The sequence below is a fragment of the Micromonospora sp. A202 genome, assembly GCF_006715105.1.
Classification (GTDB): domain Bacteria; phylum Actinomycetota; class Actinomycetes; order Mycobacteriales; family Micromonosporaceae; genus Micromonospora; species Micromonospora zamorensis.
Genome location: NZ_VFMP01000001.1, coordinates 572,556 through 599,396, shown reverse-complemented (window position 1 = coordinate 599,396; position 26,841 = coordinate 572,556). Strand labels below are relative to the sequence as shown.

Sequence of the window (26,841 nt, the reverse complement as noted above, 5' to 3'; positions counted from 1 at the left end):
CACGCCCCACACCCCCACGGCCCACCCCCACGCCCCACACCCCCACGCCCCACACCCCCACGACCCGCACCCTCAACCCAGGCCCGCGCCACGCCCGCGCGGGCCCGTGAACCACCCCAAGATCCACGCAACTTCGGGGAAGTTGCTGCTTCCGGGGCGCGGGAGGCAGCACTTTCCCTGATGTTGTGCGGATCTCGGGGCGGGAGCCCGAACCCGGCAGCCCGAGGCGGTCGGAAACGGGAGATAGATCTTGACCGGCGGGCTTCTGACATGGTCGGGTTTCGGGGTGGATGAGCAGTGGCGGGCACAGTTCGACGCGGAGGTGAGCTTCGCCAACGGCGGCGGGCTGCGCACCGAGGGGTTCCGGCTGGACATCCCCGGTCAGGAGATCAGCGACGACGACCTGGCGGCGTTGTTCGTCCGGCACCTTGGGTTGCTGATGGTCGCCGAGGTGCGGATCAGCGCGAAGACGATCATCGAAGAACCGCACAAGGGCGGCCGGGGCGTTGCCGTTGACCGGCCGGCGCCCGCCCGCAGGCTGGTCGAGCTGAGCCACGTGATCAGCGACGGGATGATCACCCTGCCGGGTTGGCCGGGGCCGCGGATCACCGACTGGCTGACGTTCGCGGCATCCCGCGAGCGGTACGCGCCGGGCACCGAGTTCCGCGTGGCGCAGATCGACCTGATCGCCAACACCGGCACGTACGTGGACACTCCCGCCCATCGCTGGGCCGGCGGCGACGACCTGACCGGGGTGTCGCTGGACAACCTCGCCGACCTGCCCGGGGTGGTGGTCCGGGTGCCGGCCGGCGTTCGGGCCGTGGACCGGTTGATGCTGGCCCCGTACGAGGTGGCCGGGCGCGCGGTCCTGCTGCACACCGGGTGGGATGCGCACTTCGGCACCGAGCGGTACGGCGCGCCGGAGGCGCCGTACCTGACCGGGGACGCAGCCCAGGCGCTGGTTGACGCGGGCGCGACCCTGGTCGGCATCGACTCGATCAACATCGACGACATGAGCCCGGCGGCCGGAGGGCAGCGCCCCGCGCACAGCACGCTGCTCGCCGGCGGCATCCCGATCGTGGAGCACCTGACCGGCCTGGACGCGCTGCCCCCGACGGGGTTCCGGTTCACCGCAGCCCCACCGAGGGTGGCCGGCATGGGCACCTTCCCGGTCCGGGCCTTCGCCGTCGTCAACCCCTGACGCCTCCGACCGCGGCGGCAACGCGCAGCCGTCAACCCCTGACGCCACCCGCAGCGGCAACGCGCGGTCGGCCGGTCAGTAGCGCACCGAGATCCTGCGCGCCACAGCGTCCACCCGGATCTCCCCGCCGTACGGGATGATCAACTGCGGGTCGGTGTGGCCGAGGTCGACGTCGAAGACCACCACCACGTCCGGGTTGTACGGCGCGAGCGCGCGGGTGATCGCCTCCCGCTGGGCGTCGCCCCACGCCTGCCGTTCCGGCACTGACAGCGGCTTGTCGAAGTCCCAGGCCTTGGGGCGACCGACGACGATGGCCGGGAAGGCGGCGAGCAGGCCCCGCTCCCCCATGTTCCGCACGATCCGAAACACCTCCTGTGCGCCGGGCATTTCCTGGGAGGTTTCGACGAGAAGCACTGACCCGTCCAGCTCGGCGGCGGTGGGCACCCGGTCGGTGGCCAGCAACCAGTGCAGGATCTCCAGGTTGCCGCCCCAGGTGCGCCCCCGCACCTCCCGCTGCGGGCCCTGCCAGCGCCAACCCGCGCCGGGCAGCATCTCCGGCTCGTGGGCCAGCGTCTCCGGCTCGGTCCACGGGTTCGGCCGGTCCCCCCAGTCATGGGCGGGCGTCAACTCGTACCAGTCGGTGGTGAACAGGGCCGCGCGCAGCGAGGCGAAGGTCAGCGGGTGCGGCGAGCCGGGCCGGCCGAGATGCACCAGCACCGACCCACCGTGGTAGGCGACGATGCCCAGCCGGTAGAGGTGGTTGAGCACGTTGGTGTTGTCGGAGTAGCCGAAGTAGGGCTTGGGGTTGGCCCGCAGCACGTCATTGTCGAGGTGCGGGGTGACCGTGATCAGGTCGTCGCCGCCGACCGTGGCGAGCACCGCGGTGATGCTCGGGTCGGCGAAGGCTGCGGTCAGGTCGCGGGCCCGGTCGCGCGGGTCGGCCCCCAGGACCCGGGTGGTCGGATACTCCACCGGCTCCAGGCCGAGTTCCTCGCGCAGCCGGCGAAGCCCCAACTCGTACACGTGGGGGAAGACGGCTGGCAGGCCGGCGGAGGGTGAGACGACCGCGACCCGGTCGCCAGGCCGGGGTTTGGGCGGGTATTTCAGCGACACCATGATCGAACGCTAACGGTCCGGCCAACCGGTTTCCGCCCTGCCGATCACAAAACCAGCCATAGGCTCACAACGTGGACACCGCATCGCAGGGCCGAGGCCGGGACTGGGCGCCGCGCAGCATCGGGTTGCTTCTCGGCACCCTGGTGCTCGCCACCGCGTTCATCGCGGCCTACGTCGGCGCACTGCATCAGCCCACACCCCGCGATCTGCCGGTCGGCGTCGCCCTCGGCGACCAGCGCGCCCAGGCGACGCTCGACGCCGTGCGCGGTCAGACCAACATCATCAAATCCGTCGGGTACGACGACGCGAGCGCCGCCGAGCACGGGCTGCTCAGCCGCGCGGTGTACGCCGTGCTCAGCACCGGCCCCGACAACGGCCTGCTCCTCACCATCGCGAGCGCCTCCGGCCCCTCCGCCACCAGCGCGATCAAGGAGGTGCTCACCACCGCCACCACCCGCAGCGGCACCCCGCTACAGGTCGTCGACGAGGTGCCGGTCACCTCGGCCGACCCGCGCGGGGTGGTGCCCTTCTACCTGAACGTCGGCTACGTGCTCGGCGGCTACCTGGCCTCGACAGTGCTCGGGATATCCGCCGGCACCACCCCACGCACGGTGCGGCGGGCCGGGCTGCGCATCGCCGCCCTGGCCGTCTACAGCGTGCTGCTCGGCATCGCCGGCGCGGTCGTGGTCGGACCGGTGCTGAACATCTGGCACCACGACGTACCGACGATCGCTGCGATCGGCGCGCTGGCCGTCTTCGCCGCCGCGATGTTCGCCAGCGCCATCCAGGGCTGGCTCGGCGTCGCGGGCACCGCGCTGGTCATCCTGCTTCTGGTGGTGCTCGGCAACCCCGGCTCCGGCGGCATCTACGCGCCCGAGTTTCTGCCCGGCGTGCTGCGCGGCATGCACCGGTGGAACATCCCCGGCCTCGCCAACGACCTGAGCAAGGCGGCGGTCTACTTCGACTGGCGATCGGCCGGCTGGCCGGCCTTCGCCCTCGCGCTCTGGGCGGTGCTCGGCGGGCTGGGTCTGCTCGGCGCGAGCCTCGTCCGCGGTCGCCGGGCCGTCACCTCCGACTCCGGCCCGACCCGCCCCGGCCCCGCTCCCGCCGGCGACGGTGGTTGAGATCACGTCCGAAAACACCGTTCCAGGGGCACTGGATCGCCCGGGGGTCCTCCAGACATCCGGTGCACGCGGATACCATCCAGTGAGTCGGACAGCGCTGTCCTTCGTACCCACGTAAGGGAGCGCACCGTGACCGATCAGCATGACCACGACGGCCCGGATGCCGCGCTGCGTGCCGACATCCGCCGGCTCGGCACCCTGCTCGGGCAGACGCTGGCCCGCCAGGAGGGTCGCCCACTGCTCGACCTCGTCGAGGAGATCCGCGCCCAGGTCCGCACCGACGCACCGGCGGCCGCCCAGCGCCTCGGCGGGCTCGACGTGACCACCGGCACCAAGCTGGCGCGCGCCTTCTCCACCTACTTCCACCTGGCCAACATCACCGAGCAGGTGCACCGCGCACGGGATCTGCGCCGCCGCCGAGCGGTGCAGGGCGGGTGGCTGGACCAGGCGGCCAAGATGATCGCCGAGCGCGGGGTGCCCGCCGAGGAGATCGCCAACGCGGCCCGCCGGTTGGCGGTCCGTCCGGTCTTCACCGCGCACCCCACCGAGGCGGCCCGCCGCTCGATCCTGTCCAAGCTGCGGGCGATCGCCGACGAGTTGGACACCGAGACCGCCAACGCGATCCTCTACGGCGCCAGCGACGAGGGCCCCGCCAACCGCCGCCTGGCCGAGCTGCTGGACCTGATGTGGCAGACCGACGAGCTGCGACTCGACCGGCCGGACCCGACCGACGAGGCCCGCAACGCCATCTACTACCTGCGCGACCTGTACGCCGAGGCCGCTCCGCAGGTGCTCGACGACCTGGCCGACACGCTGCGCACCCTCGGTGTGGAGACCTCACCGACGGCCCGGCCGCTGAGCTTCGGCACCTGGATCGGCGGTGACCGCGACGGCAACCCGTTCGTCACCCCGGCGGTCACCCGTGAGGTGCTGACCATCCAGCACGAGCACGGCATCGCGGCCACCGAGAAGGCCATGGACCACCTGATCAACGAGGTGTCGGTCTCCCGCCGGCTGCGCGGGGTTTCCCTGGACCTCTCCGCCAGCCTCGCCGCCGACCTGGACGCACTGCCCGAGGTGGCGACGCGGTTCCGGCGGGTCAACGCGGAGGAGCCGTACCGGCTCAAGGCACGCTGCGTGAAGGCGAAGCTCGCCAACACCCGGCAGAGGTTGCGCCAGGGCACCGCGCACGTACCGGGCCGGGACTACCGCGGCTCCGCCGAGCTGATCGCCGACCTGGATCTGCTGCGCGCCTCGCTGGCCCGCAACTCCGGGCAGCTCACCGCCGTCGGCCGGCTGGCCTCCACCATCCGTACGGTGTCCGCGTTCGGCCTGCACCTGGCCACGATGGACGTCCGGGAGCACGCCGAGGCGCACCACGCGGTGCTCGCCCAGCTCTACGAGGCCGTCGGCGAGGTCTCCGACTATCCGGCGCTGACCCGCCTGGAGCGCACCAAGCTTCTCGCCGACGAGCTGACCGGCCGCCGGCCGCTGTCCACAGTGGACACGGCGCTGACCGAGCCAACCCGTAAGACGTTCGACGTGTTCAGCACCATCCGGGAGGCACAGGACCGGTTCGGCTCCGAGGTGATCGAGTCGTACATCATCTCGATGACCCTGGGTGTCGACGACGTGCTGGCCGCCGTGGTGCTGGCACGCGAGGCCGGCCTGGTGGACGTGCACAGTGGGCGGGCCCGGGTCGGGTTCGTGCCGCTGCTGGAGACCCCGGCCGAGCTGAACGCCGGCGGTGAGCTCCTCGACGAGCTGCTGTCGCTGCCCGCCTACCGGGCGTTGGTGAGCGCCCGAGGCGACGTGCAGGAGGTCATGCTCGGCTACTCCGACTCCAACAAGGAAGCCGGGATCACCACCAGCCAGTGGTCGATCCACCGAGCGCAGCGCGCGCTGCGTGACGTGGCGGCCCGGCACGGGGTGCACCTGCGGCTGTTCCACGGACGGGGTGGCACGGTCGGTCGTGGCGGCGGGCCGACGCACGAGGCGATCCTGGCCCAGCCGTACGGGACGATGGACGGCGCGATCAAGGTGACCGAGCAGGGCGAGGTGATCTCCGACAAGTACACCCTGCCGTCACTGGCCCGGGAAAACCTGGAGCTCACCCTCGCGGCGGTGCTCCAGGCGACCCTGCTGCACACCGCGCCCCGGCAACCGGCCGAGATGTTGGAACGCTGGGACGCGACCATGGACGTGGTCTCCGAGTCCGCGTTCCGCTCCTACCGGTCGCTCGTCGAGGACCCGGACCTGCCGGCGTACTTCTGGGCGTCCACCCCAACCGAGCTGCTCGGCGCACTCAACATCGGCTCCCGGCCGGCGAAGCGCCCGAACACCGGCGCGGGCTTGTCCGGTCTACGGGCCATCCCGTGGGTGTTCGGCTGGACGCAGACCCGGCAGATCGTGCCGGGTTGGTTCGGCGTCGGCTCCGGCCTGGCCGCCGCGCGTGAGGCCGGACTGGCTGACGTGCTGGCCGAGATGCACCGTAACTGGCACTTCTTCCGCACGTTCCTGTCGAACGTCGAGATGATGGTGACCAAGACCGACCTGAGCATCGCCCGTCGGTACGTCGAGACGCTGGTGCCGAAGAAGCTGCACCCGATCTTCGAGCAGATCGAGCAGGAGTACGAGCTGACCAAGCGGGAGCTGTTGGCGGTCACCGCCTCACCGGCCCTGCTGGAAAACTCGCCGGTGCTCCAGCGCACCCTGGCCGTCCGCGACACCTACCTGGAGCCGCTGCACCACCTCCAGGTGGCCCTGCTGCGGCAGTACCGGGAGTCCGGGGCTGCCGGGCGGGCGGTGGCCACCGCTCCGGGTGGCCGACGTGCGCCGAGCGACGGCACCGCCCTGGAGCGGGCGCTGCTCACGACGGTGAACGGCATCGCCGCCGGAATGCGCAACACCGGCTGATCGACCCGAACGGCAAATCAGGCCACCAACCCAGCCGCGTCGATCATGCAGTTGTGGTGTCCCGCAAAAGCCGCCAGAAAGGGCGAAGCAGGCACCACAACTCCATGATCGACCGGGTTGGGGGCGGGGATCGGGGGCAGGTCAGAAGTCGCCGCCGCCGCCACCAAAGTCTCCGCCACCAAAGTCGCCGCCACCGAAATCGCCGCCCGCGTAGTCGCCGCCACCGGCGTAATCGCCGCCGCCCTGGGCGCCGCCGCCGAAGTCCTGGTCGCCGACGTCCCCGCCCTGGTCGACGCCGTCACCGAAGCCCTCCTGGTAGCCGGCGTCGTAGCCGTAGCCGGGGTCGGCGAAGGCGGGCGAGAACAGCGCGTCGGCGATCAGGATGCCGCCGAGCACACCGGCGCCGGCACCCAGCGCCGTCTTCCACCAGGGCGTCGAATACCACCCCGCCGGCACCGGCCGACCCTGATAACGCCCACCCGGGTAGTAGTAGGGCGTTTCCCGGCCGGGCTGGGGGCCGGCCCGGAACGTCTGCCCCTGCACGTCGACCTCGCGCTCCTTGGTGAGCTGGCCCACGCCACGGGCGGCGGCCAGCGCCGGCACCTCGGGGCCCGGGTCGATGCCCAACGCCGTACGCGCCGCCCGGATGTACGCGAGCCCTTCCAGGGCGGTCTCCCGAGCCAGCGTGAACTGGTGTGCCGTACGCGCCTGCTCCAGCTGTGAGCCGGCCGCGTTGTAGCGCTCACCGGCGTCGGCCAGCGCCTGGCGGACCGCCGGCTCTTCGCCCTGCAGGTTCATCAACTGGCCGCCGAGACGCTCGTACCACCGTTGCGCCTCCGCGCGGGCGTCGCCGAGCTCGGTACGCCTGCGGGCGCCGGCCTGGGCGCGGATGAGCGCTGCGGCGCCCAGTGCGCCGACCAGCACGACAGCGAGGCAGAGCACAAGTTCCATGTCATCGAACGTACCCCCGGGTGTCGCGTCATATCCGTCTGGCAAGCTCCGGTGATGGACGTCTCGACGCTGCTTGTGGTGATCGTGTGCCTCGGCGCCGGCGGGGCGGTGGGCTGGCTCGCGGCCCGGTCCCGCTCGGCGGCCGACATCGCCCGCCTCGATGCCACCCTGGCCGCCACCCGAGAGGGTGAGGGCCGGCTGGAGCAGTCCATGCGGGCCCTGAGCTACGAGGCGACCGCGCAGTCCCAGGAGGCTGTGGCCCGCGCGGTCGCCCCGCTGCACGACTCCCTGCGCCGCTACGAGCAGCGGGTGGCCGAGCTGGAGCACGACCGGGTCGACGCGTACGCCGAGCTGCGCGAACAGGTGCGCTCGATGAGCGCCGTCTCCGGTGAGCTGCGCACCGAGACCAAACAGTTGGTGGCGGCGCTGCGGGCACCACAGGTGCGGGGCCGCTGGGGCGAGCACCAGTTGCGCCGGATCGTCGAGGCGGCCGGGATGCTGGAGCACTGCGACTTCTCCGAGCAGGTCACCGCCGACAACGACGGGCAGGTTGTCCGCCCCGACCTGGTGGTCCGGCTGCACGGCGGCCGGTCGGTGGTGGTGGACGCCAAGGCGCCGTTCGACGCGTACCTGACGGCCATGGAGTCCCGCGACGAGCGCGGCCGGGATACCCACCTCGACGCGCACGCCCGCCACCTGCGCGGGCATGTCGACGCGCTGGCCGCCAAGTCGTACTGGTCGGCGTTCGACAACTCGCCCGACTTCGTGGTGCTGTTCGTCCCCGCCGACCCGTTCCTCGACGTCGCCCTCCAGCGTGACCCGTCGCTGCTGGAGCACGCCTTCACCCGCAACGTGGTGCTGGCCACGCCGGCCACACTGGTCGCCCTGCTCCGCACTGTGGCCTACTCGTGGCGGCAGGAGGCGCTGGCCCGCAACGCCCTCGCGGTGCACACCCTCGCCCGGGAGCTGTATGGGCGGCTCTCCACTCTGGGCGACCACGTCGGCAAGCTCGGGTCGTCGCTGGCCGGCGCCGTGACCGCGTACAACCGTGCGGTCGGCTCGTTGGAGGCGCGGGTGCTGGTCAGCGCCCGAAAGCTCGCCGAGATGGGAGTGTCGGACGAGGAGTTGGCGACGCCCCCGCAGGTCGAGTTGGCGCCCCGGCAGCCGCAGGCGCCTGAGCTGGCCGACCCGGCCGGCGAGGTCTCGGCCCGCTAGTCAGTCATGTGAGAGTGCGTCCGCCTCGCTGGGCACGTTCACCGCACCGGCCGTCGCCGTGAACTGATCCGTCCGCAACACCGAAGGAGCCCGTCCCCGAGTTCGGGGCGGGCTCCTTCGCGTTCGGAGGTGTCAGGTCGGGCGGGCGGCCGTCACGACGAACGGGGTGCCCTGCTGGCAGGTGGTCATCATGCCGGGCTCGGCCCGACCGGTGACCTCGACCCGCGCACCGGGCGTCAGCACGTCACGCGGACCGCCGACGAGCAGGTAGCCGTCGAGCAGCACGCAGTTGGGCTCCACGCCGCCCTGCACGGTGCCGGTCAGGGTCGTGGCACCCACACCCGGGGGCGTGCTGGGGCCGCCGGGCTTCGGTGGCTTCGGAGTCTTCGGGCCCGAGGGCGGGGTGGGGTCGACGGTCGGCGGCAGGGCAGTCGGGTCGGGCGTGGGCTGGCTGGTCACCGGCTGCGCTCCCGTCGGGGTCGGGCTGGGTGTGCCGCCTCCGGTGTCCTGACTGCCGCAGGCACTCAGCGCCACGCAGACGGCCAGCACGGGAACGGCGAGCCGAAATGTCCTCATGGCTGATCTGACGTACGCCGGTCCGAGTTCGTTCCCGTGTTCAGCCGCGCGCCGCCGCGGCCTTCATGTCCCGCTTCAGCTCCTGCGGCAGCGAGAAGATCAGCCGCTCGTTGGCGGTGGTGATCTCCTCGACGTCGGCGAAGCCCCGTGCGGCGAGGTGGGTCAGCACGTCCTGGACCAGGTCGTCCGGCACGCTCGCGCCGGAGGTCAGACCGACCGTGGTGGCCCCCTCCAGCCAGGCGTCGTCGATCTCGTGGGCGAAGTCGACCAGGTGACCGGCACGGGCACCCGCGTCCACGGCGACCTCGACCAGGCGGACCGAGTTCGAGGAGTTCGTCGAGCCGACGACGATCACCACGTCGCACTCGGGGGCGATCTCCTTGACCACGTGCTGCCGGTTGGAGGTGGCGTAGCAGATGTCGTCGCTGGGCGGCGACTGGAGCAGCGGCAGTCGCTGCTTGAGCCGGGCGACCGTCTCCAGCGTCTCGTCGACCGACAGCGTGGTCTGGGACAGCCAGACCACCTTCTCCGGATCGCGGACGGTGACCTTGTCGGCGCCGTCCGGGCCGTCCACCAGCTGGATGTGCGCGGGGGCCTCACCGGCGGTGCCGATGACCTCTTCGTGCCCCTCGTGCCCGATGAGCAGGATGTCGTAGTCCTCGGCGGCGAACCGCTTCGCCTCGTGATGCACCTTGGTGACCAGCGGGCAGGTCGCGTCGATCGCCTTCAGCGAGCGCTGCTTCGCCTGCTCGTAGACCTCGGGAGCCACACCGTGCGCGGAGAAGATGACGGTGGACCCCTCGGGCACCTCCTCGTTCTCCTCCACGAAGATCGCACCCTGGGCCTCCAGGGTCTGCACGACGTGCTTGTTGTGCACGATCTGCTTGCGCACGTAGATCGGGGCGCCGTAGAGCTTCAGCGCCTCCTCGACGGTCTGCACCGCACGGTCGACGCCAGCGCAGTAGCCGCGCGGCTTCGCCAGGAGCACGCGCTTGCCGGTCCGGGGAGTCGCCTCAGCCTCAGTCACCCGTCCATCGTACGTGCCGACTCCCCCACGGCCACCGGCCCACGACCCCCGGACTGACCCAGTGATCAAGAGGTTTGCGTCAGAAACGCGCCCGATGCTGACGCAAACTTCTTGATCACCGCGGGGGTCCGTAGGGTGGGCGGGTGACCGAGGGGGCGCGGAGCAGCGCGGAGGAGCCTTGGCCCGTGCGGGTGGTCAGCCAGAAGGTGGGGGCATGGATCGCCAAGCTGGGCTGGGTGTGGGTGGACGGGCAGGTGGCGCAGATCAGCCGCCGTCCTGGGGCCAGCACCGTCTTTCTCACCCTGCGTGACCCGTCGGCCGACCTGAGCCTGACCGTCACCACCAACCGGGACGTACTGGACGCCGGCGCGCCGGAGCTACGCGAGGGCGCCCGCGTGGTGCTGCACGCCAAGCCGGAGTTCTACGCCGCCCGGGGCACGCTGAGCCTCCGCGCCGACGAGATCCGCCAGGTGGGGCTCGGTGAGCTGCTGGCCCGGCTGGAGAAGCTCAAGAAGTTGCTCGCCGCCGAGGGGCTGTTCGACCGGTCCCGCAAGCGCCGGCTGCCGTTTCTGCCCGGCCGGATCGGGCTGATCACCGGTCGCGCGTCGGCGGCCGAGCGGGACGTGCTGACCAACGCACGGCGGCGCTGGCCGGCAGTGGAGTTCCGCACCGTCAACGTGGCCGTGCAGGGACCCGCCGCGGTGCCCGACATCGTCGCGGCGCTCAAGGTGCTCGACGCCGACGAGAGCATCGAGGTGATCGTCATCGCCCGGGGCGGTGGCGGCATCGAGGACCTGCTCCCGTTCTCCGACGAGGCACTCTGCCGGGCCGTCTTCGCCTGCCGCACCCCGGTGGTCAGCGCCATCGGCCACGAGACCGACGCGCCACTGATCGACTACGTCGCCGACCTGCGGGCCTCCACCCCCACCGACGCGGCCAAGCGGATCGTCCCCGACCTCACCGAGGAGGTACGCCTCATCGGCCAGGCCCGCTCCCGGCTGCAACGGGCGGTCCGCAACCTCGTCGACCGGGAGACCCACCGCCTCGACCTGCTGCGCTCCCGGCCGGTGCTGGCCCGGCCCCAGGTGATGGTCGACCAGCGCGCCACCGAGCTGACCGCGATGCGGCAACGGGCCGGACGCTGCCTGGACCACCGGCTCGCCGCCGCCGACGACGAGCTGCGGCACACCCTCGCCCGGCTGCGCGCCCTCTCCCCCGCCGCCACCCTCGACCGGGGGTACGCCATCGTGCAGCGCGCCGACGGGCACGTGGTGCGGGCGGCGGCCGAGGTGGGCAAGGGCGACCCGCTGCGGGTACGGCTGGCCGACGGCGAGCTGGCCGCCACCGTCGACGGCTGACAGAAGGGGTCCGCCTGGTCTGCTCACTGCCGTGTCGGTTCGCACCGCCACCCCTGGGCATCACCAGACACCTCGAATCGATTAAGCAGGCCGAAGGCATCCGCGGTGGCAGCACAAGCCGCTGCTCTCACCGCTGTGGCTTCCGTATCCACCACGTTCATCCCGATCCACGTGAGGTGAACCGTTGTAGACGCAACGTCGAATCCCATCGCCGCGATGGCGCGCAGCCCGATAATGGCGCCTTCCACCGCCGCCCGGGCCAGCTCGGGGTCCCGCTCAGGTTGGACAGAGGTGTCGTCCAGCGGGTCGACCCCCCAGACCACCCCGGGCTGACCCGCGCGGTCCCAGCCGATCTTCACCCTCACCTCGGCGAAACCCGTCCGCCCAGCAGCTTGTCTGAGCAATCGGAACGTACCGGCACGTCGGTCCACGAGCGCTCCTCGGCGGTGTCGGCTGGACAACCAGCTACTGTCGGCCGCACGTCGTGCACCAGCGCCTGCGATGTCGCCAGGCCCGGTGTGATGGGATGGTACGGATGAGCGACGACACGAAGGCCGGGCCGGACGAGCGGCTCAGTTACGAGCAGGCCCGCGCCGAGTTGGCCTCGGTGGTTGAGCGGCTGGAAGCCGGCGGCACGTCCCTGGAGGAGTCGCTGGCGCTCTGGGAGCGCGGCGAGGCGCTGGCGGTGATCTGCCAACGGTGGCTGGATGGGGCGCGGGCACGGATCGACGCTGCCCGGCAGGAGCCCGCTTCCTGACCGCGGGCGGGGCGGCCGGAGCCGCCCCCACCCACGTACGTCAGTTGAACAGGCTGTACAGCTCGGCCGGCGCCTCGACGACCTGGTCCGCCGGCGGCTTCTGCGCGGCGGTGGCGGTGCCGTAGTCGGAGTACGTCATCTTGATCTCCTGGGCGGCGGTCTGCCCGGCGGCCGGCAACTGCAACACCAGCTCGCTGAGGCGGCCCTGCGGGTCCACCTTCGCGGTGAACGGGACCGTCTTCGCCTGGGTGCCCAGCGCGGCGATCGTGGCGGCGTTCAGCGAGCCCGCCTCGGCGGCCTTGGTGACGTCGATGGTGCCGGCGTACGCGCCGGTGCCGGTGCTGCGTACCTCGGTGATGCCCTGGGTCAGCACCGCGCTGCCGGCCGGGTCGACCTTGTCGAAGTCGAAGCCGAGGTTGCGGTTGCCCTTGATCCGGGCCTGGTCCAGGTGCTGGTACTTACCGAGGTTGAGCTGCTTGATGGCTGGCAGGCTGTTGGCGGTGGGGCCGGTCAGCTCCAGCTTGACCCAGCTGTCCGGCTTGTAGTGGATCACGTCGAGCTTCATCGCCAGGTCGGACGAGGGCCCACCGATGGCGATCTTCATGGCCGCGCTCTGGCTCGGCTGGTGCACCTGCCCCTCCACCGTCGAGCCGACGGCGGTGAGGGCGAACCGGAAGTTGCCGTTGCTGATCTCCTTGGTGGAGTCGAGCAGTGCCTGCTTGGCATCGCCCGGCACGGGCGTACCGCTGGCCGCGCTCGGCGCGACGGAGGAGCTCGCTGTCGGGGACGCGGTCGATCCGGCGGTGCCGGTCGTCCCGTCGCCGCAGGCAGCGAGGGCGGGCGTGAACAGAGCGGCGGCTACCAGGCCGGCGCCGAGTCGTCGAACAGTCATGCGTGTCTCCCAAGAGGGTCACCCGACGACCTGGACGGCGCCGGAAACCGGGCGACGCAGCAGCACCGTCGGCTGCGCCGCGCGACCCGGGCCGAACAGCGCGCCCGGATCACTCCCTCTCTGTTCCCTGTTGACGGGTCGGACAATCACCCTTCTGTCCGGTTGCCCTTTCCGGCCACCACCAGGGCCGTCGATCGACCGAGCCCGCTCAGCGCAGCGAGCCGGCCAGTTCGCGCAGTTCGTTGTCCCGGGCATCGCCGATCACGATCACCGTCCGGGTCGGTTCCAGCAGCACCAGCGCCTGCTGGTTTCCCCGGGCCGTGTAGAGCTGCCAGGTGCGCCCGCCCAGCTCGGTGGGGCCTTGGGGCTGACCCTGACTGGTCAGCTCCGCGGGGAGCAACCGCTCCGCCGGCACGTTGCTCTGCAGGAGTTGGACGCCCCGCCCCTCCGGCGTGAGGTAGCCGAGCCGCAGGTTCGCGCCGCCCTCGACGGTCTGGTAGCGGGCGCTGACCGTCGACCAGTCGGAGCCGAGGCCCTGCGGTTGGCTCACCGGAAACACGTTCGCCGACCGGGCCTGCTCGATCGCGGGGGCGGGATCGACGGTGGTGGGCTCGTCGCCGCCGAGAAATCCCCGGTAGAACGCCAGCAGGAGGGCGATCGGGACGAGCAGCACCAGCAACGAGATCGCCATGTCCTTCGGCGAGCGTTCGGACTTGCCGGACTTCAGCGGAGGCGGTGGCGTCGGGTCGTTCGCGGCGGGTTCACCACCGGGGCCGCTGGGGACGTCGACCGGCGGCTGACCGTCGGGCGGCGTGCGGTCGGCGGGGACGCGGTCGGCTGGCTGTGCGGGTTCCACCCCACCATCTTCGCAGCCGCCCGACCGGCGGTATCCGGGCCATCACCGCCCCGCGCCGACCCCGGGTCGGCCATCGTGTGAGGATCAGCGACAAAGCCGGCAGTGGGGGCCTCCCCGACGTCGGTCGTCCCCGCACCGTCGCGAGGAGGAGTAGCCGTCATGACGAACACCAGGACGCGGATCCCACAGGATCTCGACCGAAACCTTGCCCTCGACCTGGTCCGGGTCACCGAGGCCGCGGCGATGGCCGCCGGCCGTTGGGTGGGCCGGGGTGACAAGGAGGGCGGCGACGGAGCCGCTGTCGACGCGATGCGCAAGCTGATCAACTCGATCCAGATGCGCGGCGTGGTGGTGATCGGCGAGGGCGAGAAGGACAACGCCCCGATGCTCTTCAACGGCGAACACGTCGGCGACGGCACCGGCCCGGAGGTGGACGTCGCCGTCGACCCGGTCGACGGCACCACGCTGATGAGCAAGGGCATGCCGAACGCCGTGGCGGTGCTGGCCGTATCCGAGCGCGGCGCGATGTTCGACCCCAGCGCCGTGTTCTACATGGAGAAGCTCGCCGTCGGTCCGGTGTACGCCGACGTGATCGACATCAACGCCGGTGTGGCGGAGAACCTGCGCCGGATCGCCAAGGTCAAGGGCACCGACGTCTCCGAGGTGACCGTCTGCGTGCTGGACCGGAGCCGCCACGACGACCTGGTCGCGCAGATCCGCCGGACCGGGGCGGGCATCCGGTTCATCTCCGACGGTGACATCGCGGGTTCCATCGCGGCCGCCCGGGGCGAGTCGGATGTCGACGTGCTGATGGGCATCGGCGGCACCCCGGAGGGCATCATCTCCGCCTGCGCGTTGAAGTGCATGGGCGGTGCGATGCAGGCCAAGCTCTGGCCTCGCGACGAGCAGGAGCGGGAGAAGGCGATCGCCGCCGGGCACGACCTGGACCGGGTGCTGAGCACCGATGATCTGGTAACTGGCGACAACTGCTTCTTCGTGGCGACCGGGGTCACCTCCGGGGATCTGCTGCGCGGGGTGCGCTACCGGGCCGGCGGCGCGTACACGCAGTCGATCGTGATGCGCTCGAAGAGCGGCACCATCCGGGTGATCGACTCGTACCACCGGTTGGAGAAGTTGGCGCTCTACTCCGCGATCGACTTCGACGGTCGTCCGCTGGCCGAACAGGAGTGACCATCACCGACACAGCGACCCCACCGGTCCTGTCCGCCGCCCGCCGGATCACCGGTGTCGCGCTGGCATCGATCTCCGGGGTCGCGGTGGCGGTGCAGTCCCGCATCAACGGCGAGCTGGGGGAACGCCTGGCCGACGGCTTCGCGGCCGCTGTGGTCTCCTTCGGCGGCGGCCTGGTGGTGCTCCTGGTGCTGGTGCCGCTCACCCCCGGTGGACGGCGTGGCCTGGTCGCGTTGCGGGGCGCGCTCGCGAGGGGCGCGCTGCGGCCGTGGCAGTGCCTCGGCGGGATGTGCGGGGCGTTCCTGGTGGCCTCCCAGGGCCTGACCATCGGCTCGCTGGGCGTGGCCGTCTTCACCGTGGCGGTGGTGGCCGGCCAGAGCGGCAGCAGCCTCGCCGTGGACCGGGCGGGAATCGGACCGACGGGCCGGCAGCCGGTCACCCGACAACGGCTCGCCGGTGCGGTGCTCACCGTGCTGGCGGTCGGCCTCGCGGTCGGTGACCGACTCAAGGACCCGGGCATGTTGGCGCTGGCCCTGCTGCCCCTGGTCGCCGGGGTGGGCACCGCCTGGCAGCAGGCGGTGAACGGCCGGGTCCGGGCGGCGGCCGACAGCGCGTTGACCGCCACGCTGGTCAACTTCTTCGTCGGCACGGTCACCCTGCTCGTGGCATTCGCGATCGACCTCGCGGTGCGCGGCTGGCCGACCGGTCACCTCCCCACCGAGCCGTGGCTCTACCTGGGCGGGCCGATCGGCATCGTGTTCATCGCCATCGCGGCGGCCATCGTGCGCTTCACCGGGGTACTGCTGCTCGGTCTGGCCACCATCGCCGGCCAGATCGTGGGAGCGGTCCTGCTGGACCTGGTCTCGCCCACAGCCGCCTCGCACCCCGGCCTGAACACCCTGCTCGGGGCCGCGCTGACCATGGTGGCCGTGCTGATCGCCGCGCTGGCACCGCCCGCCCGGCGCTGACCGGGAAGCGCCAGGCGCCGTCTCGATCCGGACACGAGCCGGTCTGTCCTCGATACCGAGGGTCAGCCGGCGTCGGAGGAGTGCCCCGGGAAGAGGTGCGCGCTCGGGTCGATGGCCACGGCCGCGTTGTTGACCGCCGTGGCGGCCTCGCCGAAGCCGGTCGCGATCAGCCGGACCTTGCCCGGGTATTCGGTGATGTCACCCGCCGCGAAGACCCTCGGCAGGTTCGTCGCCATCGCGCTGTCCACCAGGATGTGCCGGCGGTCGAGCTGTAGCCCCCATTCGGCGAGGGGCCCCAGATCGGCGGTGAAGCCGAGGGCTGCCACCACGACGTCCACCGGCAGCGTCTCGGCCGCACCACCGCGTACGGTCACCTCGGCGCCGGTCACCGTGCCGTCCCCGATCAGTCGGCTGACCTCGGCGTTGACCACCACCCGCACCGGCAGCGACAGCACCCGGGCCACCGTCGAGGCATGCGCTCGGAACTTCTCCCGTCGGTGCACCAGGGTCACCGAACGGGCCAACGGCTGTAGCGCCAGCGCCCAGTCGAAGGCGGAGTCGCCGCCACCGACGATCAGCACGTCCCGGCCGGCCAACTCGGCGGGCTCGGTGACGAAGTAGACGATCCCCGAGCCGGGGGCGCCGTCGGCGCACGGCAGCGGCCGAGGGCTGAAGCTGCCGAGCCCGCCGGTGACCACGACCGCGCCGCAGCCGAGCTGCTCGCCGCCGGCCAGGCCGAGCACCGGACGCCCATCGGTGTACGAGAGTTTCTCGGCGCGCGTGCCGAGCAGGTACTGCGGATTGAACGGGGCTGCCTGGGCGACCAGATTGGCCACCAGGTCGCGACCCTTGACGGCGGGAAAGCCGGCCACGTCGAGGATCAACTTTTCCGGGTACATCGCGGTGACCTGGCCGCCCGGTTCCGGCAGCGCGTCGATCACCGCCACCGACAACCCCCGGAACCCCGCGTAGTACGCGGCGAAGAGACCGGCCGGGCCGGCCCCGATCACGGCGACATCGACCTCACGCATGGCGTACCGTCGCTTTCCGCTCACGGATCAACGCTTGCTGATCTCGACCGTAGGCGGGCGATGACGGTCCGGCAAGCACGTCCCAGTGGCGCGCCGGCGAATCGGTCAGGGCAGGCGGAGTGTGTCACCCGAGTAGTCCGGCCCGTCCACGGCCGGCCGCCGCCGGCGGAACAGGATCGCCGCGACCACCCCGCCGAGCAGCCCGAACAGGTGACCCTGCCAGGAGATGCGCTCGTCGGTGGGGAGGATGCCGACCAGTTGCCAGCCGTAGAGCAGGCCGACCAGGAGGAAGACGGCGAAGTTCCACCAGCTGCGCTCGACGATGCCCCGGGTGAGCAGGATGCCCAGGTAGCCGAAGATGACGCCGCTGGCGCCGACCACCACCGAGTTGGGTGAGCCGGTGAACCAGACGCCGAGGCCGCTGACCAGGATGATGACCAGGGTCGACCAGAGGAACCGGCGGGCTCCGGCGGCCAGGACGAACGTGCCCAGCAGGATCAGCGGGATGCTGTTGCTGTAGAGGTGGTCGAAGCCGTGGTGCAGGAACGGGGAGAAGAAGACCCCGTCCAGCCCGTCGATGCGTTGCGGGATGATGCCGGCGGTGGCGTCCAGGCCGAACGCGAGACCCTGGTCGACGGCCTCGATGAGGAAGAGGAACGGGACCACCGCACACATGGCGACGAAGGCTCGGCCGAGCGCGGCGTAGAACGCCTCGGTGCCGAACCGGAAGGGGTCGCCGCTTGACGGGTGCAGAGTCACCGTACAACTGCTATCAGCAAAATCGGCCTACCGCCACTCGCGTCCCGTCCGAGCAGCCCGGCGTACGCGCGACGGCGGGGCAGGTGGTCGCCCACCTGCCCCGCCGCTGAACCGTCAGTAGGTGTTGTTGTTCTGGAAGTAGGTCCAGGCACCGCAGGGCGTCTTGTACCTGCCCTTGATGTAGCCCAGCCCCCACTTGATCTGGGTGGCCGGGTTGGTCTGCCAGTCGGACGCGACGGAGCTCATCTTGTTGCCCGGGTATGCCTGAGGGATGCCGTACGCGCCGGTCGAGGAGTTGCGGGCCTTGTGGTTCCAGCCGCTCTCCTTGGTCCAGAGCTTCTCCAGGCAGGGGAACTCGGAGATGCCGAAGCCGGCGTCGATCGTCATGGCGCAGCCGGTCTTGCGGTTGCCGCTGTACTCCTCGCAGGACGCGGGGATCGGCCCGGTGTACGGCTTGGCGGGCGCGTTGGCGGCGGCCTCGCGCTCGCGCTCGCGCTTACGGGACGCCGCGGCGGCCTCGGCCTTGCGGGCCCGCTCGGCGGCTTCCTTGGCGGCCTGCGCCGCACGCAGCTTGGCCTGGTATTCGGCGGCCCGCTGCTGGGCGAACTTCACCTGGTGGGCCGACTGCCGCTCGCGCTGGTACGCGAAATCGGCACGGTCGACCTCGACGCTGACCTGCTCGGTCAGGCCCTGTTGCTGGGTTTCACGGTCTTCGCCCAGATAGAAGCCGCCGGCTACGCCCACGGAGAGCAGCGCCACGGCGGCTGTACGGGCACCCAACCGGCTCCACAGCCGACTCACGAAGTGGTCCCTTCGTCGGGGGCAAGGACGCGGCGCGGCCGGCCACAGGTGGGCCGTCAGCCGTGCCACGAGCGCCCCGACCGGTTGCCGGTCGCGCCGACGCACCGACCGCCGCCGATGCCGCCCATCCCAGGACGAACGATCATCAACGATGCTCATGGTGCGTGGACGCTCGTGGGACACGATTGCGCACAGTGAGGCTGATGGGAAACCAACCGACCTGTTTGTGATCTGTGCCACACCTAGAATGCGGACAAACCCCCATATAACGACATCAGATCGGGATGTCCTCCAGAAGATCCGTCACCATCGCGGCGATCGGCGACCGCTCCGAACGGCTGAGCGTGACGTGCGCGAAGAGCGGATGACCCTTGAGCGCTTCGATGACGGCCGTCACCCCGTCGTGCCGGCCGACCCGCAGATTGTCCCGCTGGGCCACGTCATGGGTGAGCACCACCCGGGAGCCCTGCCCGATCCGGGACAGCACGGTCAACAGCACCCCGCGCTCCAGCGACTGGGCCTCGTCCACGATCACGTAGGCATCGTGCAGGCTGCGCCCGCGGATGTGAGTCAGCGGCAGCACCTCAAGGATGCCCCGCGAGGTGACCTCCTCCAGCACGTTCTCGTGGACCACCGCGCCGAGCGTGTCGAAGACCGCCTGGGCCCACGGCGACATCTTCTCCGACTCGGAGCCCGGCAGGTAGCCCAACTCCTGGCCGCCGACGGCGTACAGCGGGCGGAACACGATCACCTTCTTGTGCCGGCGGCGCTCCATCACCGCCTCCAGCCCGGCGCAGAGCGCCAGCGCCGACTTGCCGGTGCCCGCCCGACCGCCCATCGACACGATCCCGATCGACTCGTCGAGCAGCAGGTCGAGGGCGATGCGCTGCTCGGCCGAGCGGCCGTGCAACCCGAAGGCCTCGCGGTCGCCCCGGACCAATCGGACCGACTTGTCCGGCAGCACCCGACCGAGCGCCGAACCACGCCCCGAGTGCAGCACCAGGCCGGTGTGGCAGGGCAGCCCGGCCGCCTCGTCGAGGTCGAGCGTCTCGCCGGCGTACAGCGAACCGATCTGCTCATCGGTCAGATCCATCTCGGACATGCCGGTCCAGGTCGGGTCGCTGGCCTGACCGTGGCGGTACTCGTCGGCGCGCAGGCCCACCGACGCCGCCTTGACCCGAAGCGGCATGTCCTTGCTGACCAGGGTCACCTCCCGGCCCTCGCCGGCGAGGTTGAGCGCGACGGAGAGGATCCGGGCATCGTTGCTCTCGGTGCGGAAACCGGGCGGCAACACCCCGTCGTCGGTGTGGTTGAGCTCCACCCGCAGGGTGCCCCCGACGTCGTTGGCCGGCACCGGCCGGTCGAGTCGACCATGTCGAACCCGCAGCTCGTCGAGCATCCGCAGCGACTGCCGGGCGAACCAGCCCAGCTCCGGATGGTGCCGCTTGCCCTCCAGTTCGGTGATGACCACCAGGGGCAGCACCACCTCGTGCTCCGCGAACCGATGGAACGCCGCCGGATCGGAGAGCAGCACTGACGTGTCCAGGACAAAGGCCTGGCCGGCTGGTCGCGGCTCCTTCGGGTCGGCCGGCGCGGCGGCCGCCGTACGGCGGCTCCTGGTGGCGCGGCGGGTCGTGGCAGTCGCGGCCGGGGTCTGGTCGGCACCGGCGGTGGTACGGCGAGTCGTCACAGGCCTGCTCCGACGGATGGGCACCCGCCACCCGTGTTCCGCCTCCTCCGGTGCCCGGGGACACGGGGTCGGATGCGGAACCCCATGCGCGAGGTCGCAGATCCGGGCGGACCGGCTGGCTCGGGAGAACCCCGTGCCATGCCTAGACGCTAGCCCCGCCGGACCCTTCCGGCTAGAGGTCGGACGTGGATCTCCCAAGTCGGGTGTGCGCACACCGGTTGGCCTGGCCCCTCAGCAGCGCGGATGCCGGCGGTGGACGCGGCGGAACCGGCCGGGATGCATGCCCCCTGCGCGCATCCCGGCCGGTGGGGCCACCGTCACCGGTCTGACGGGGCCCGACGGTGCGTGTCCGCCGCGGACGACGCACCGCGTTCGTGGCGTCGGTCGGCGGGTGTACGCCCGCCGACCGACCTCAACCGGTACGTCGGACGAGCGTGCCGGTCGGGTGCCGCCCGGTGATCGGGGCGGCCGGCGCGGTGAACGACGAGCCGGTGTACGTGGTGCCCGGGCGGGCGACGGTGCTGGCCGAGCGGGTCACGCTCGCCGGGGCGACCGACAGGGCCGAGGCGATCGCCGCCTGAGCGTCACGGCGACGCCTGTTCCAGGCGCCCCGATCACCGTCGAAGTAGCCCTGCCGGTAACCGAAGCGGTAGCCGATGCGGTAGCTGAGCTGCCCGTGCAGCCGGCCGGCCGCATAGCTGGTGGCACCGAGCACCAAGACGAGGAAGACCGCGAGAAAAGGGCTCATCGGGCAGCTCCGGCCCGGCCAGGACGGCAGGTCATCGCTCCTCCGGCTCGATGGTGGTGGGATCCGCGACGAGCAGCCGGTCCAGGTCGTCGGTGCTGACCTCCTCGACCAGCTCGACGCTGATCCGGCAGCCGTCCAGCACGACCTCGGCCACCGAGGACCTGCGGATCTCACCGCCGGCGTCGTAGACGCGAACGCTCAGCTCAGGGCAGCCGAGATGGGTACGCCAGGCGTTCCACTCGATGCGATCGCCGACGCTCAGCGACAGGTAGCGGCAGCCTCGGGCCAGGTAGAGGCGCCAGGGGGCGGTCAGCCCCGCGGCCACTCCCTCAGCGATCAGCCCGAAGGCCTGGGCGCGGGTGGCGAGCTCGGTCACCACACCCCCTTGGCACCGGAGGGGTGACGCATGTGAGCACCAATCGTCTCATGCACGAGACACACCGTAGATTGTCCCATGGGCGTGACAGTATCAGCTTTTCGTCCGCTTACGTTCGCCACTACGGGCATCTATTCTGCCCGCGTGGCACCCCTCAACAGTGAAGCTGAATCGTTTACCGGAAACCCGAAGATCCCGTCACGTCTGCGTGACAGCAGCGAGGCGGCGCGCGCGCCCGTCGCCGGCTGGCCGTACCGTCACGGGGTGACCGAGACGGCCAATGCGCGGAAGATCGCCTTCGCCACCTTCGTCCGACGCGCCCTGGACGAGGCACGGGCGACCCGGGCCTGGAGTGGCACCGAGGTGTCCCGGCGCACCGGCGTCTCCCGGCAGACCATCAACCGGTGGGTCCGGGGCGACTGGGCCAGCGACCCGGAAGCCGAACGGGTGGTCGCCTTCTGCGAGGGCCTCGGGCTGAATCCGGCCGCCGCCTTCGCCGCGCTCGGTTGGGACCGCACCACGGCCGGCCCCCGCACGGGTCAACCCGCCCCTCCGATGGACCCCGATGTCGAGGCACTGCTGCGCCGTCTGGTCGACCCGAACGTGTCGGACGCGGAGAAGTTCCACATCCGGGAAACCATCAGATATCTCGCATACCGCCCAACGCTGCCGGTCGATGTCCGAAAAAGGGGCAATCAAGCAGGGTAGTTCCTCAGATAGCGAAAGAACGCCTGGTCGGGTTCATTCGTTTACCTCCGGGGCAGGAACGGGCACGCTAGCGTCCCTATTCGTACTGCTTGGGCTCGTCATCGGCGGGGGGACGGGACAAGGCCGAACCTAGCCCTGCGGGACAGAAGGAGGGGTCTGTCCATGACCCTGAAGTGGTTGGCAGTCGTGGTCGCAACGGTGTCGTTGACACTGTGGGCGACCGGCAACGTGGTGACCCTCGCGGTCGAAGGTGGGCAGCTTCCGCTGCTCGTCAATCTCTTTGCGCTCGTCACCGCCGGCACCGCGGTCATCCTGGCCGTCGTCGCCGAGCTGCACGAGCGCCTCGACAACCGGATCAGCGCCCTCACCGAGTTTCTGGTGGCACGGCTCAACGAGATCGAGAACCACACCGGCGATCGCAATACCGGGTTCGTGGAGGGCTACCTGTTGAGCCATGGCCAGGAGGCGGCGGTGGTGCCGTTCGGCCGGCGCGGACGAGGAGCCGCCGAACGCTGATCTCGTACCGCCGAACGGGTCCGCTCGGCCAGGAATGAGCCCCCATCGCCGGGGTACGCTGACGCGCGTGCCGCCGTTGAATCTGGGCAATCAGCAGCCGAGAACCCCGTTGAACGCCGACCAGGCCTGGCGGACCACCGCCAGCCGGGCGGCCGGGACCGTGCTCTTCTTCGACTTCGACGGCACGCTCGCGCCCGTCGACGACGATCCGACCGCGGTGCGCCCGGCGCCCAAGGTGCTGGCCGCGATCGAGGCGTTGGCCCCGATCGTGCAGCGGGTCGCGATCGTGTCCGCCCGGCCCGTCGAGTTCCTCCGGGACCAGCTCGGCGGGCTCACCGGCGTGGACCTCTACGGCCTCTACGGGCTGGAGCACAGCCACTGCGGCGGGGAAACCGTCACCGAGCCAGCCGCGCTGCCCTGGGTGCCGACCATGCAGGAGCTGGCCGACCAGGCCCGGGCGGAGCTGCCGCCCGGCACGCTGGTCGAGTACAAGCGGCTCTCCGTGGCGTTGCACTGGCGTACCGCCCCGCAGCTCGGCTCCACGGTGCAGCAGTGGGGGCAGGCGCAGGCCGACCGGCTGGGGCTGCGGGTGCAGGCCGGGCGGATGGTGCTGGAGCTCAAGCCCCCGGTCGACCGGGACAAGGGCATGGTGATCGGCGAGGCGATCAAGGGTGCGACCGGCGCCTGGTACTTCGGCGACGACGTCTCGGACATCAAGGCCTTCGCGGCGCTGCGCACCCGCGCCGCCGCCGACCCGGACTTCGTCGGTGTCTGCGTGGCCGTTGCCAACCCGGAGACCGGTCAGGAGGTGGCGAACGCCGCCGACCTGACGATCGAGTCACCGGCTGCGCTGGGTGACTTCCTCACCCGGGCACTGACCCACCTGCCCTGACCGGTCGGGGCGGCGACAGCTCTGTCGCCGCCCGTTCAGACGCCGTAGCGGCGTTGTCTGGTGGCGTACGAGCGCAGGGCCCGCAGGAAGTCGATGTGCCGGAAATCCGGCCAGTTGAGCTCGCAGAAGTAGAACTCCGAGTGCGCGGACTGCCAGAGCATGAAGCCGGACAGCCGCTGCTCGCCGCTCGTGCGGATGACCAGGTCGGGGTCGGGCTGGCCACGGGTGTAGAGGTGCTCGGCGATGTGCTCGACGTCCAGCACCTCGGCCAGTTCCTCAAGCGTGCCGCCGGTGGCCGCGTGCTCCAGCAGCAGCGAGCGGACCGCGTCGGTGATTTCCCGGCGACCGCCGTACCCCACCGCGATGTTGACCTCCGCACCGCCGGTGCGCTCACGGGTGCGCTCCTCGGCGCCCTTGAGCGCCGCCGCGGTCTGCGCCGGCAGCAGATCGAGAGCCCCGACGATGCGCAGCCGCCAGGGGTTGCCCTCCTCCGCCAACTCCACCGCCAGGTCCTCAATGATCTTGAGGAGTGGGTCCAGCTCACTCGCGGGACGGCGCAGGTTGTCGGTGGCCAGCAGATAGAGGGTGACGTGGCCGACGCCGGCCTGGTCACACCAGCCGAGCACATGCTTGATCTTCGCCGCGCCGACCCGGTGCCCGTCGTTCGGGTCGACGAAGCCCATTTCCTTCGCCCAACGGCGGTTGCCGTCGCACATCACCCCGACGTGTCGGGGCACCGGCTTACCCGCGAGCTTCGCCGTGAGCCGGCGCTCGTAGACGGAGTAGATAAGGTTCCGCAGCGTCATCACCTAGCAGCGTAGCGACCCTTCGACCAGATCACCGCCTCGGAGCCCCATCCCCGCAGGGCAGACTGATCCCGATCATTGCCAGCGTGCGAGCCGTGAGGCGTCCGTCACCCAGCCCCAGCTCGACCACGTCGTAGAACACCCGGTCGTCCCGGCTGGCAGCCCGGACCGCCGCATCCACCACCCGACGCCGCCGGGCCAACCACGCCGCGACCGAGCTGTGTCGCAGGTGGGTGCCGAGGCGGCGGCGCAACCCGTGGGCGTAGCGCTGGGCAGCCGTCTCCGGCGCCTTGGCCGCTGCCTCCCCGGCCAGCGCACCGGAGAGCAGCGCGTAGAAGATGCCCTCCCCGGTGAACGGATTGATCAGCGACATCGCGTCCCCGGCCAGCAGCGTGCGCCCCTGACCCGGTGACGGCCGGTGGGTGGACAGCGGCAGGTGATGGGCGCGCAACGCGGTCACCGTCGCCAGGTCGGTGCCGGGCAGCAGCGCGGCCAGCCGGTCCAGCAGGTACGCCCGGCTCAACGGCTCACCGCGCAGCACCTCCCCGTACCCGACGTTGGCCCGCCCGTCACCGATCGGAAACGACCAGGCGTACGCCGGCCAGCGGGCCTTCGAGGTGACGATGAGCTGCTCGGACGGGCCGGGCAGCGCCGGAGCGTACCCCCGGATGGCCAGCGCCAGGTGCCGGTCGGGATTCTGCGGGTGGCCGAGCGCCCGACGGACCACCGACCCGGCGCCGTCCGCGCCCACCACCACCCGGCCGGACAACTCGCCGTCGAGCACCACCCGGTCGGCGCGCGCTTCGACCTGGCGCACGGTGTGCCGGCGCAGCTGGGCGCCGGCCGCCACTGCGGCCGCCACCAGACGCGCGTCGAAGACCTTCCGAGGCACTGTGTACGCGGGTCGGGGCAGCGCCCGGGCCACGGCGCCGCCGCCCGGCGCGATCATCCGCAGCGCGGGCAGCGGCGCGTAACCCTCCACGGCCTCGGTCACCCCCAGCTCGGCGAGCACGTCCACCGAATGCGCGGCGATCCCGTCGCCACACGCCTTGTCCCGGGGAAAGTCGGCCCGGTCCAGCAGCAGCACACTGGCACCCGCCCGTCGCGCCGTCAGCGCGGCGGCCGCCCCTGCCGGCCCCGCTCCCACCACCACCACGTCGAACTCGTCGCTCACCGCGCCTCCCTCCGACCAACGCGGTGCGGCCGTGCCGGTCCCCGCACCGCCCCGACGATCCACCCGCGCCGCCCACGCCGACCGTTGTGACCGGCGCCACCCGCCATCCTGCCCTCTGTCCGCTCGTGCGGGCCGGAGCGGAGCCGGAGCGGAGCGGGAGAGGACCCGGAGCGGAGCGGACCCGGAGCGGGAGCGGCTTCAGCGCGGGTCGCCCCATATCTGGGGCAGCTCTACAGCGGCTGTCACTACCTGGTCAGAGCTGAGGGATGGCGGCCAGCCGGGCGCGGGATGGCGCCGCCTTCAGGCCGGTGCGACGTCGTCCGCGCGGGAAGCCCGGCGCAAACCGTAGAGGGCCAGCCCAGCCGCGGCGAGCAGTGGGCCGCCGTCGCGGACCAGGCCGTCCACGCCCAACAGCCACCAGCACAGCGGCAGGTCCACCGCGAGTACGGCCACAGTGACGACGACCAGCAGCCCACGCGCCCAGTCCTTGCCCCGCATCAGGAACGCGGTGCAGAACAGCACCGCGTAGCTGGCGGCGATGCCGGCACCGAACCAGAGCAGCACGGCCGGCACCGCGGTCAGCCGCCCGTCCAGGATGGAACCCCCGGCCACCAGGGCCGGCACCAGCATCAACGGGCTGTAGGTGAACGCCGCCACCCGGCTGGTCAGCAGCCAGGCGCTGGCCTGCGGTCGGCGTGGAGGGGTCTCCCGCCAGGAGATGCCGGCCCGGTCGATGACGAGGCGTGGACGGTGCCGGACCAGGTGCCCGGCCAACGCCGACGAGCGGTAGAGCAGCCAGACCACTGCGGCACAGAGCGCTGTGAGGATCGCGAAGCCGAGCAGGCCGGGCAGCGGCGGCACCCCCTGCCGAGGCACGATGAGCCGGCCGACGGCGAAGATCGTGGTGACCGCGAGGATCAGCCCGAACGGGCGGGCGACCGTCCGGCCCTTCCGGACGTGCCCGATCAACAGCAGGAAACCGAACGAGCGCAGCATGGCCCAGCCGGTCCGTACGGCCAGCCCGAAACCCTGCTCCGGGGCGTACCACCAGTTGAGCAGCTCGACCACGACGGTGGCCGCCGCCGTCGTCGCGAGCAGGATGGTGAGCACTCGGACGGCGGACGGCCGCCGGACCTGGGTCTCGGCGGCCGTCCTCATGGGATCCGATGTTGCCCGCAGGGGGCGCTCTTCA

The 26,841-nt window shown here is 71.4% G+C and carries 27 protein-coding genes; 11 read left to right on the top strand and 16 right to left on the bottom strand.

Translation table 11 applies throughout. The features are described 5' to 3' along the window. Window positions 1-286 precede the first annotated feature (286 nt). Window positions 287-1,201, top strand: a complete 915-nt coding sequence (locus FBZ33_RS02915; RefSeq protein WP_141907906.1) for a cyclase family protein — start codon at window positions 287-289, stop codon at window positions 1,199-1,201. Window positions 1,202-1,276: 75 nt separating this feature from the next. On the opposite strand, the gene FBZ33_RS02910 is transcribed toward FBZ33_RS02915, so the two are convergent. Beyond that, a complete protein-coding gene (locus FBZ33_RS02910; protein WP_141907905.1) occupies window positions 1,277-2,317 on the bottom strand; it encodes a S66 peptidase family protein in 1,041 nt (346 codons plus the stop codon). A gap of 71 nt (window positions 2,318-2,388) precedes the next feature. Between FBZ33_RS02910 and FBZ33_RS02905 the strand changes: the two genes are divergently transcribed. Both FBZ33_RS02905 and ppc read left to right on the top strand, forming a co-directional pair. Next, window positions 2,389-3,441: a hypothetical protein gene (locus tag FBZ33_RS02905; protein ID WP_141907904.1), complete on the top strand. Its 1,053-nt coding sequence runs from the start codon at window positions 2,389-2,391 to the stop codon at window positions 3,439-3,441. Window positions 3,442-3,570: 129 nt separating this feature from the next. After that, on the top strand, window positions 3,571-6,357 hold the full coding sequence (ppc, locus tag FBZ33_RS02900; protein WP_141907903.1) for a phosphoenolpyruvate carboxylase: 2,787 nt from the start codon (window positions 3,571-3,573) through the stop codon (window positions 6,355-6,357). Window positions 6,358-6,498: 141 nt separating this feature from the next. On the opposite strand, the gene FBZ33_RS02895 is transcribed toward ppc, so the two are convergent. After that, the gene (locus tag FBZ33_RS02895; RefSeq protein ID WP_141907902.1) at window positions 6,499-7,308 is read right to left on the bottom strand and encodes a hypothetical protein; all 810 of its coding nucleotides are present in this window, start codon (window positions 7,306-7,308) and stop codon (window positions 6,499-6,501) included. A 54-nt stretch (window positions 7,309-7,362) separates the two neighbouring features. Between FBZ33_RS02895 and FBZ33_RS02890 the strand changes: the two genes are divergently transcribed. Further along, window positions 7,363-8,523, top strand: a complete 1,161-nt coding sequence (locus FBZ33_RS02890; RefSeq protein ID WP_141907901.1) for a DNA recombination protein RmuC — start codon at window positions 7,363-7,365, stop codon at window positions 8,521-8,523. A gap of 132 nt (window positions 8,524-8,655) precedes the next feature. Here the strand turns inward: FBZ33_RS02890 and FBZ33_RS02885 are convergent, their stop codons facing one another. Together FBZ33_RS02885 and FBZ33_RS02880 are read right to left on the bottom strand one after the other, a co-directional pair. Further along, a complete protein-coding gene (locus FBZ33_RS02885; RefSeq protein WP_088946221.1) occupies window positions 8,656-9,099 on the bottom strand; it encodes a hypothetical protein in 444 nt (147 codons plus the stop codon). A gap of 40 nt (window positions 9,100-9,139) precedes the next feature. Then, window positions 9,140-10,126 (bottom strand): 4-hydroxy-3-methylbut-2-enyl diphosphate reductase, encoded by a 987-nt coding sequence (locus FBZ33_RS02880; protein ID WP_088946220.1) that lies wholly within the window; start codon window positions 10,124-10,126, stop codon window positions 9,140-9,142. A gap of 143 nt (window positions 10,127-10,269) precedes the next feature. Between FBZ33_RS02880 and xseA the strand changes: the two genes are divergently transcribed. Next, window positions 10,270-11,484, top strand: coding sequence for an exodeoxyribonuclease VII large subunit (gene xseA, locus FBZ33_RS02875; RefSeq protein ID WP_141907900.1), 1,215 nt, complete (start codon window positions 10,270-10,272; stop codon window positions 11,482-11,484). Window positions 11,485-11,507: 23 nt separating this feature from the next. Here the strand turns inward: xseA and FBZ33_RS02870 are convergent, their stop codons facing one another. Then, on the bottom strand, window positions 11,508-11,915 hold the full coding sequence (locus FBZ33_RS02870) for a hypothetical protein (protein ID WP_141907899.1): 408 nt from the start codon (window positions 11,913-11,915) through the stop codon (window positions 11,508-11,510). Between the two features lie 104 nt (window positions 11,916-12,019). On the opposite strand from FBZ33_RS02870, the gene FBZ33_RS02865 reads away from it, so the two are divergent. Further along, window positions 12,020-12,241, top strand: coding sequence for an exodeoxyribonuclease VII small subunit (locus FBZ33_RS02865; RefSeq protein WP_141907898.1), 222 nt, complete (start codon window positions 12,020-12,022; stop codon window positions 12,239-12,241). 40 nt (window positions 12,242-12,281) lie between these two features. Here the strand turns inward: FBZ33_RS02865 and FBZ33_RS02860 are convergent, their stop codons facing one another. Next, window positions 12,282-13,133 (bottom strand): hypothetical protein, encoded by an 852-nt coding sequence (locus tag FBZ33_RS02860; RefSeq protein WP_099850542.1) that lies wholly within the window; start codon window positions 13,131-13,133, stop codon window positions 12,282-12,284. A gap of 208 nt (window positions 13,134-13,341) precedes the next feature. Then, complete coding sequence (locus FBZ33_RS02855; protein WP_141907897.1) at window positions 13,342-13,989, bottom strand: DUF4245 domain-containing protein; 648 nt, start codon at window positions 13,987-13,989, stop codon at window positions 13,342-13,344. A gap of 159 nt (window positions 13,990-14,148) precedes the next feature. On the opposite strand from FBZ33_RS02855, the gene glpX reads away from it, so the two are divergent. Together glpX and FBZ33_RS02845 are read left to right on the top strand one after the other, a co-directional pair. Then, window positions 14,149-15,180, top strand: a complete 1,032-nt coding sequence (gene glpX / locus FBZ33_RS02850) for a class II fructose-bisphosphatase (protein ID WP_088946216.1) — start codon at window positions 14,149-14,151, stop codon at window positions 15,178-15,180. A gap of 2 nt (window positions 15,181-15,182) precedes the next feature. Next, window positions 15,183-16,148, top strand: a complete 966-nt coding sequence (locus FBZ33_RS02845; RefSeq protein ID WP_370453069.1) for a DMT family transporter — start codon at window positions 15,183-15,185, stop codon at window positions 16,146-16,148. 62 nt (window positions 16,149-16,210) lie between these two features. Here the strand turns inward: FBZ33_RS02845 and FBZ33_RS02840 are convergent, their stop codons facing one another. The 6 genes from FBZ33_RS02840 to FBZ33_RS02815 all read right to left on the bottom strand — a co-directional run bounded on the left by FBZ33_RS02840 (window position 16,211) and on the right by FBZ33_RS02815 (window position 21,553). Beyond that, window positions 16,211-17,179: an NAD(P)/FAD-dependent oxidoreductase gene (locus FBZ33_RS02840; protein WP_141912361.1), complete on the bottom strand. Its 969-nt coding sequence runs from the start codon at window positions 17,177-17,179 to the stop codon at window positions 16,211-16,213. A gap of 105 nt (window positions 17,180-17,284) precedes the next feature. Continuing rightward, the gene (locus tag FBZ33_RS02835) at window positions 17,285-17,938 is read right to left on the bottom strand and encodes a rhomboid family intramembrane serine protease (protein WP_099850536.1); all 654 of its coding nucleotides are present in this window, start codon (window positions 17,936-17,938) and stop codon (window positions 17,285-17,287) included. 114 nt (window positions 17,939-18,052) lie between these two features. After that, complete coding sequence (locus FBZ33_RS02830; protein WP_141907895.1) at window positions 18,053-18,739, bottom strand: lytic transglycosylase domain-containing protein; 687 nt, start codon at window positions 18,737-18,739, stop codon at window positions 18,053-18,055. A gap of 274 nt (window positions 18,740-19,013) precedes the next feature. Beyond that, complete coding sequence (locus tag FBZ33_RS02825) at window positions 19,014-20,429, bottom strand: PhoH family protein (RefSeq protein ID WP_088946211.1); 1,416 nt, start codon at window positions 20,427-20,429, stop codon at window positions 19,014-19,016. A 412-nt stretch (window positions 20,430-20,841) separates the two neighbouring features. Further along, window positions 20,842-21,177 (bottom strand): hypothetical protein, encoded by a 336-nt coding sequence (locus FBZ33_RS02820; RefSeq protein WP_088946210.1) that lies wholly within the window; start codon window positions 21,175-21,177, stop codon window positions 20,842-20,844. Between the two features lie 31 nt (window positions 21,178-21,208). Continuing rightward, complete coding sequence (locus FBZ33_RS02815; RefSeq protein WP_088951461.1) at window positions 21,209-21,553, bottom strand: hypothetical protein; 345 nt, start codon at window positions 21,551-21,553, stop codon at window positions 21,209-21,211. Between the two features lie 264 nt (window positions 21,554-21,817). Here FBZ33_RS02815 and FBZ33_RS02810 point away from each other — a divergent pair, with 264 nt between their 5' ends. From FBZ33_RS02810 to otsB, 3 genes are all read left to right on the top strand, one after another. Next, window positions 21,818-22,261 (top strand): XRE family transcriptional regulator, encoded by a 444-nt coding sequence (locus FBZ33_RS02810; protein ID WP_088946209.1) that lies wholly within the window; start codon window positions 21,818-21,820, stop codon window positions 22,259-22,261. Between the two features lie 162 nt (window positions 22,262-22,423). Further along, a complete protein-coding gene (locus FBZ33_RS02805; protein WP_088946208.1) occupies window positions 22,424-22,777 on the top strand; it encodes a hypothetical protein in 354 nt (117 codons plus the stop codon). A gap of 67 nt (window positions 22,778-22,844) precedes the next feature. Continuing rightward, on the top strand, window positions 22,845-23,669 hold the full coding sequence (gene otsB, locus FBZ33_RS02800; RefSeq protein WP_088946207.1) for a trehalose-phosphatase: 825 nt from the start codon (window positions 22,845-22,847) through the stop codon (window positions 23,667-23,669). A gap of 35 nt (window positions 23,670-23,704) precedes the next feature. On the opposite strand, the gene FBZ33_RS02795 is transcribed toward otsB, so the two are convergent. The 3 genes from FBZ33_RS02795 to FBZ33_RS02785 form a co-directional block, all read right to left on the bottom strand. After that, window positions 23,705-24,475, bottom strand: coding sequence for an isoprenyl transferase (locus FBZ33_RS02795; protein ID WP_088946206.1), 771 nt, complete (start codon window positions 24,473-24,475; stop codon window positions 23,705-23,707). Window positions 24,476-24,506: 31 nt separating this feature from the next. Continuing rightward, the gene (locus FBZ33_RS02790) at window positions 24,507-25,649 is read right to left on the bottom strand and encodes an NAD(P)/FAD-dependent oxidoreductase (RefSeq protein WP_141907894.1); all 1,143 of its coding nucleotides are present in this window, start codon (window positions 25,647-25,649) and stop codon (window positions 24,507-24,509) included. A gap of 300 nt (window positions 25,650-25,949) precedes the next feature. Next, complete coding sequence (locus FBZ33_RS02785; RefSeq protein WP_141907893.1) at window positions 25,950-26,807, bottom strand: hypothetical protein; 858 nt, start codon at window positions 26,805-26,807, stop codon at window positions 25,950-25,952. Window positions 26,808-26,841: the final 34 nt, after the last annotated feature.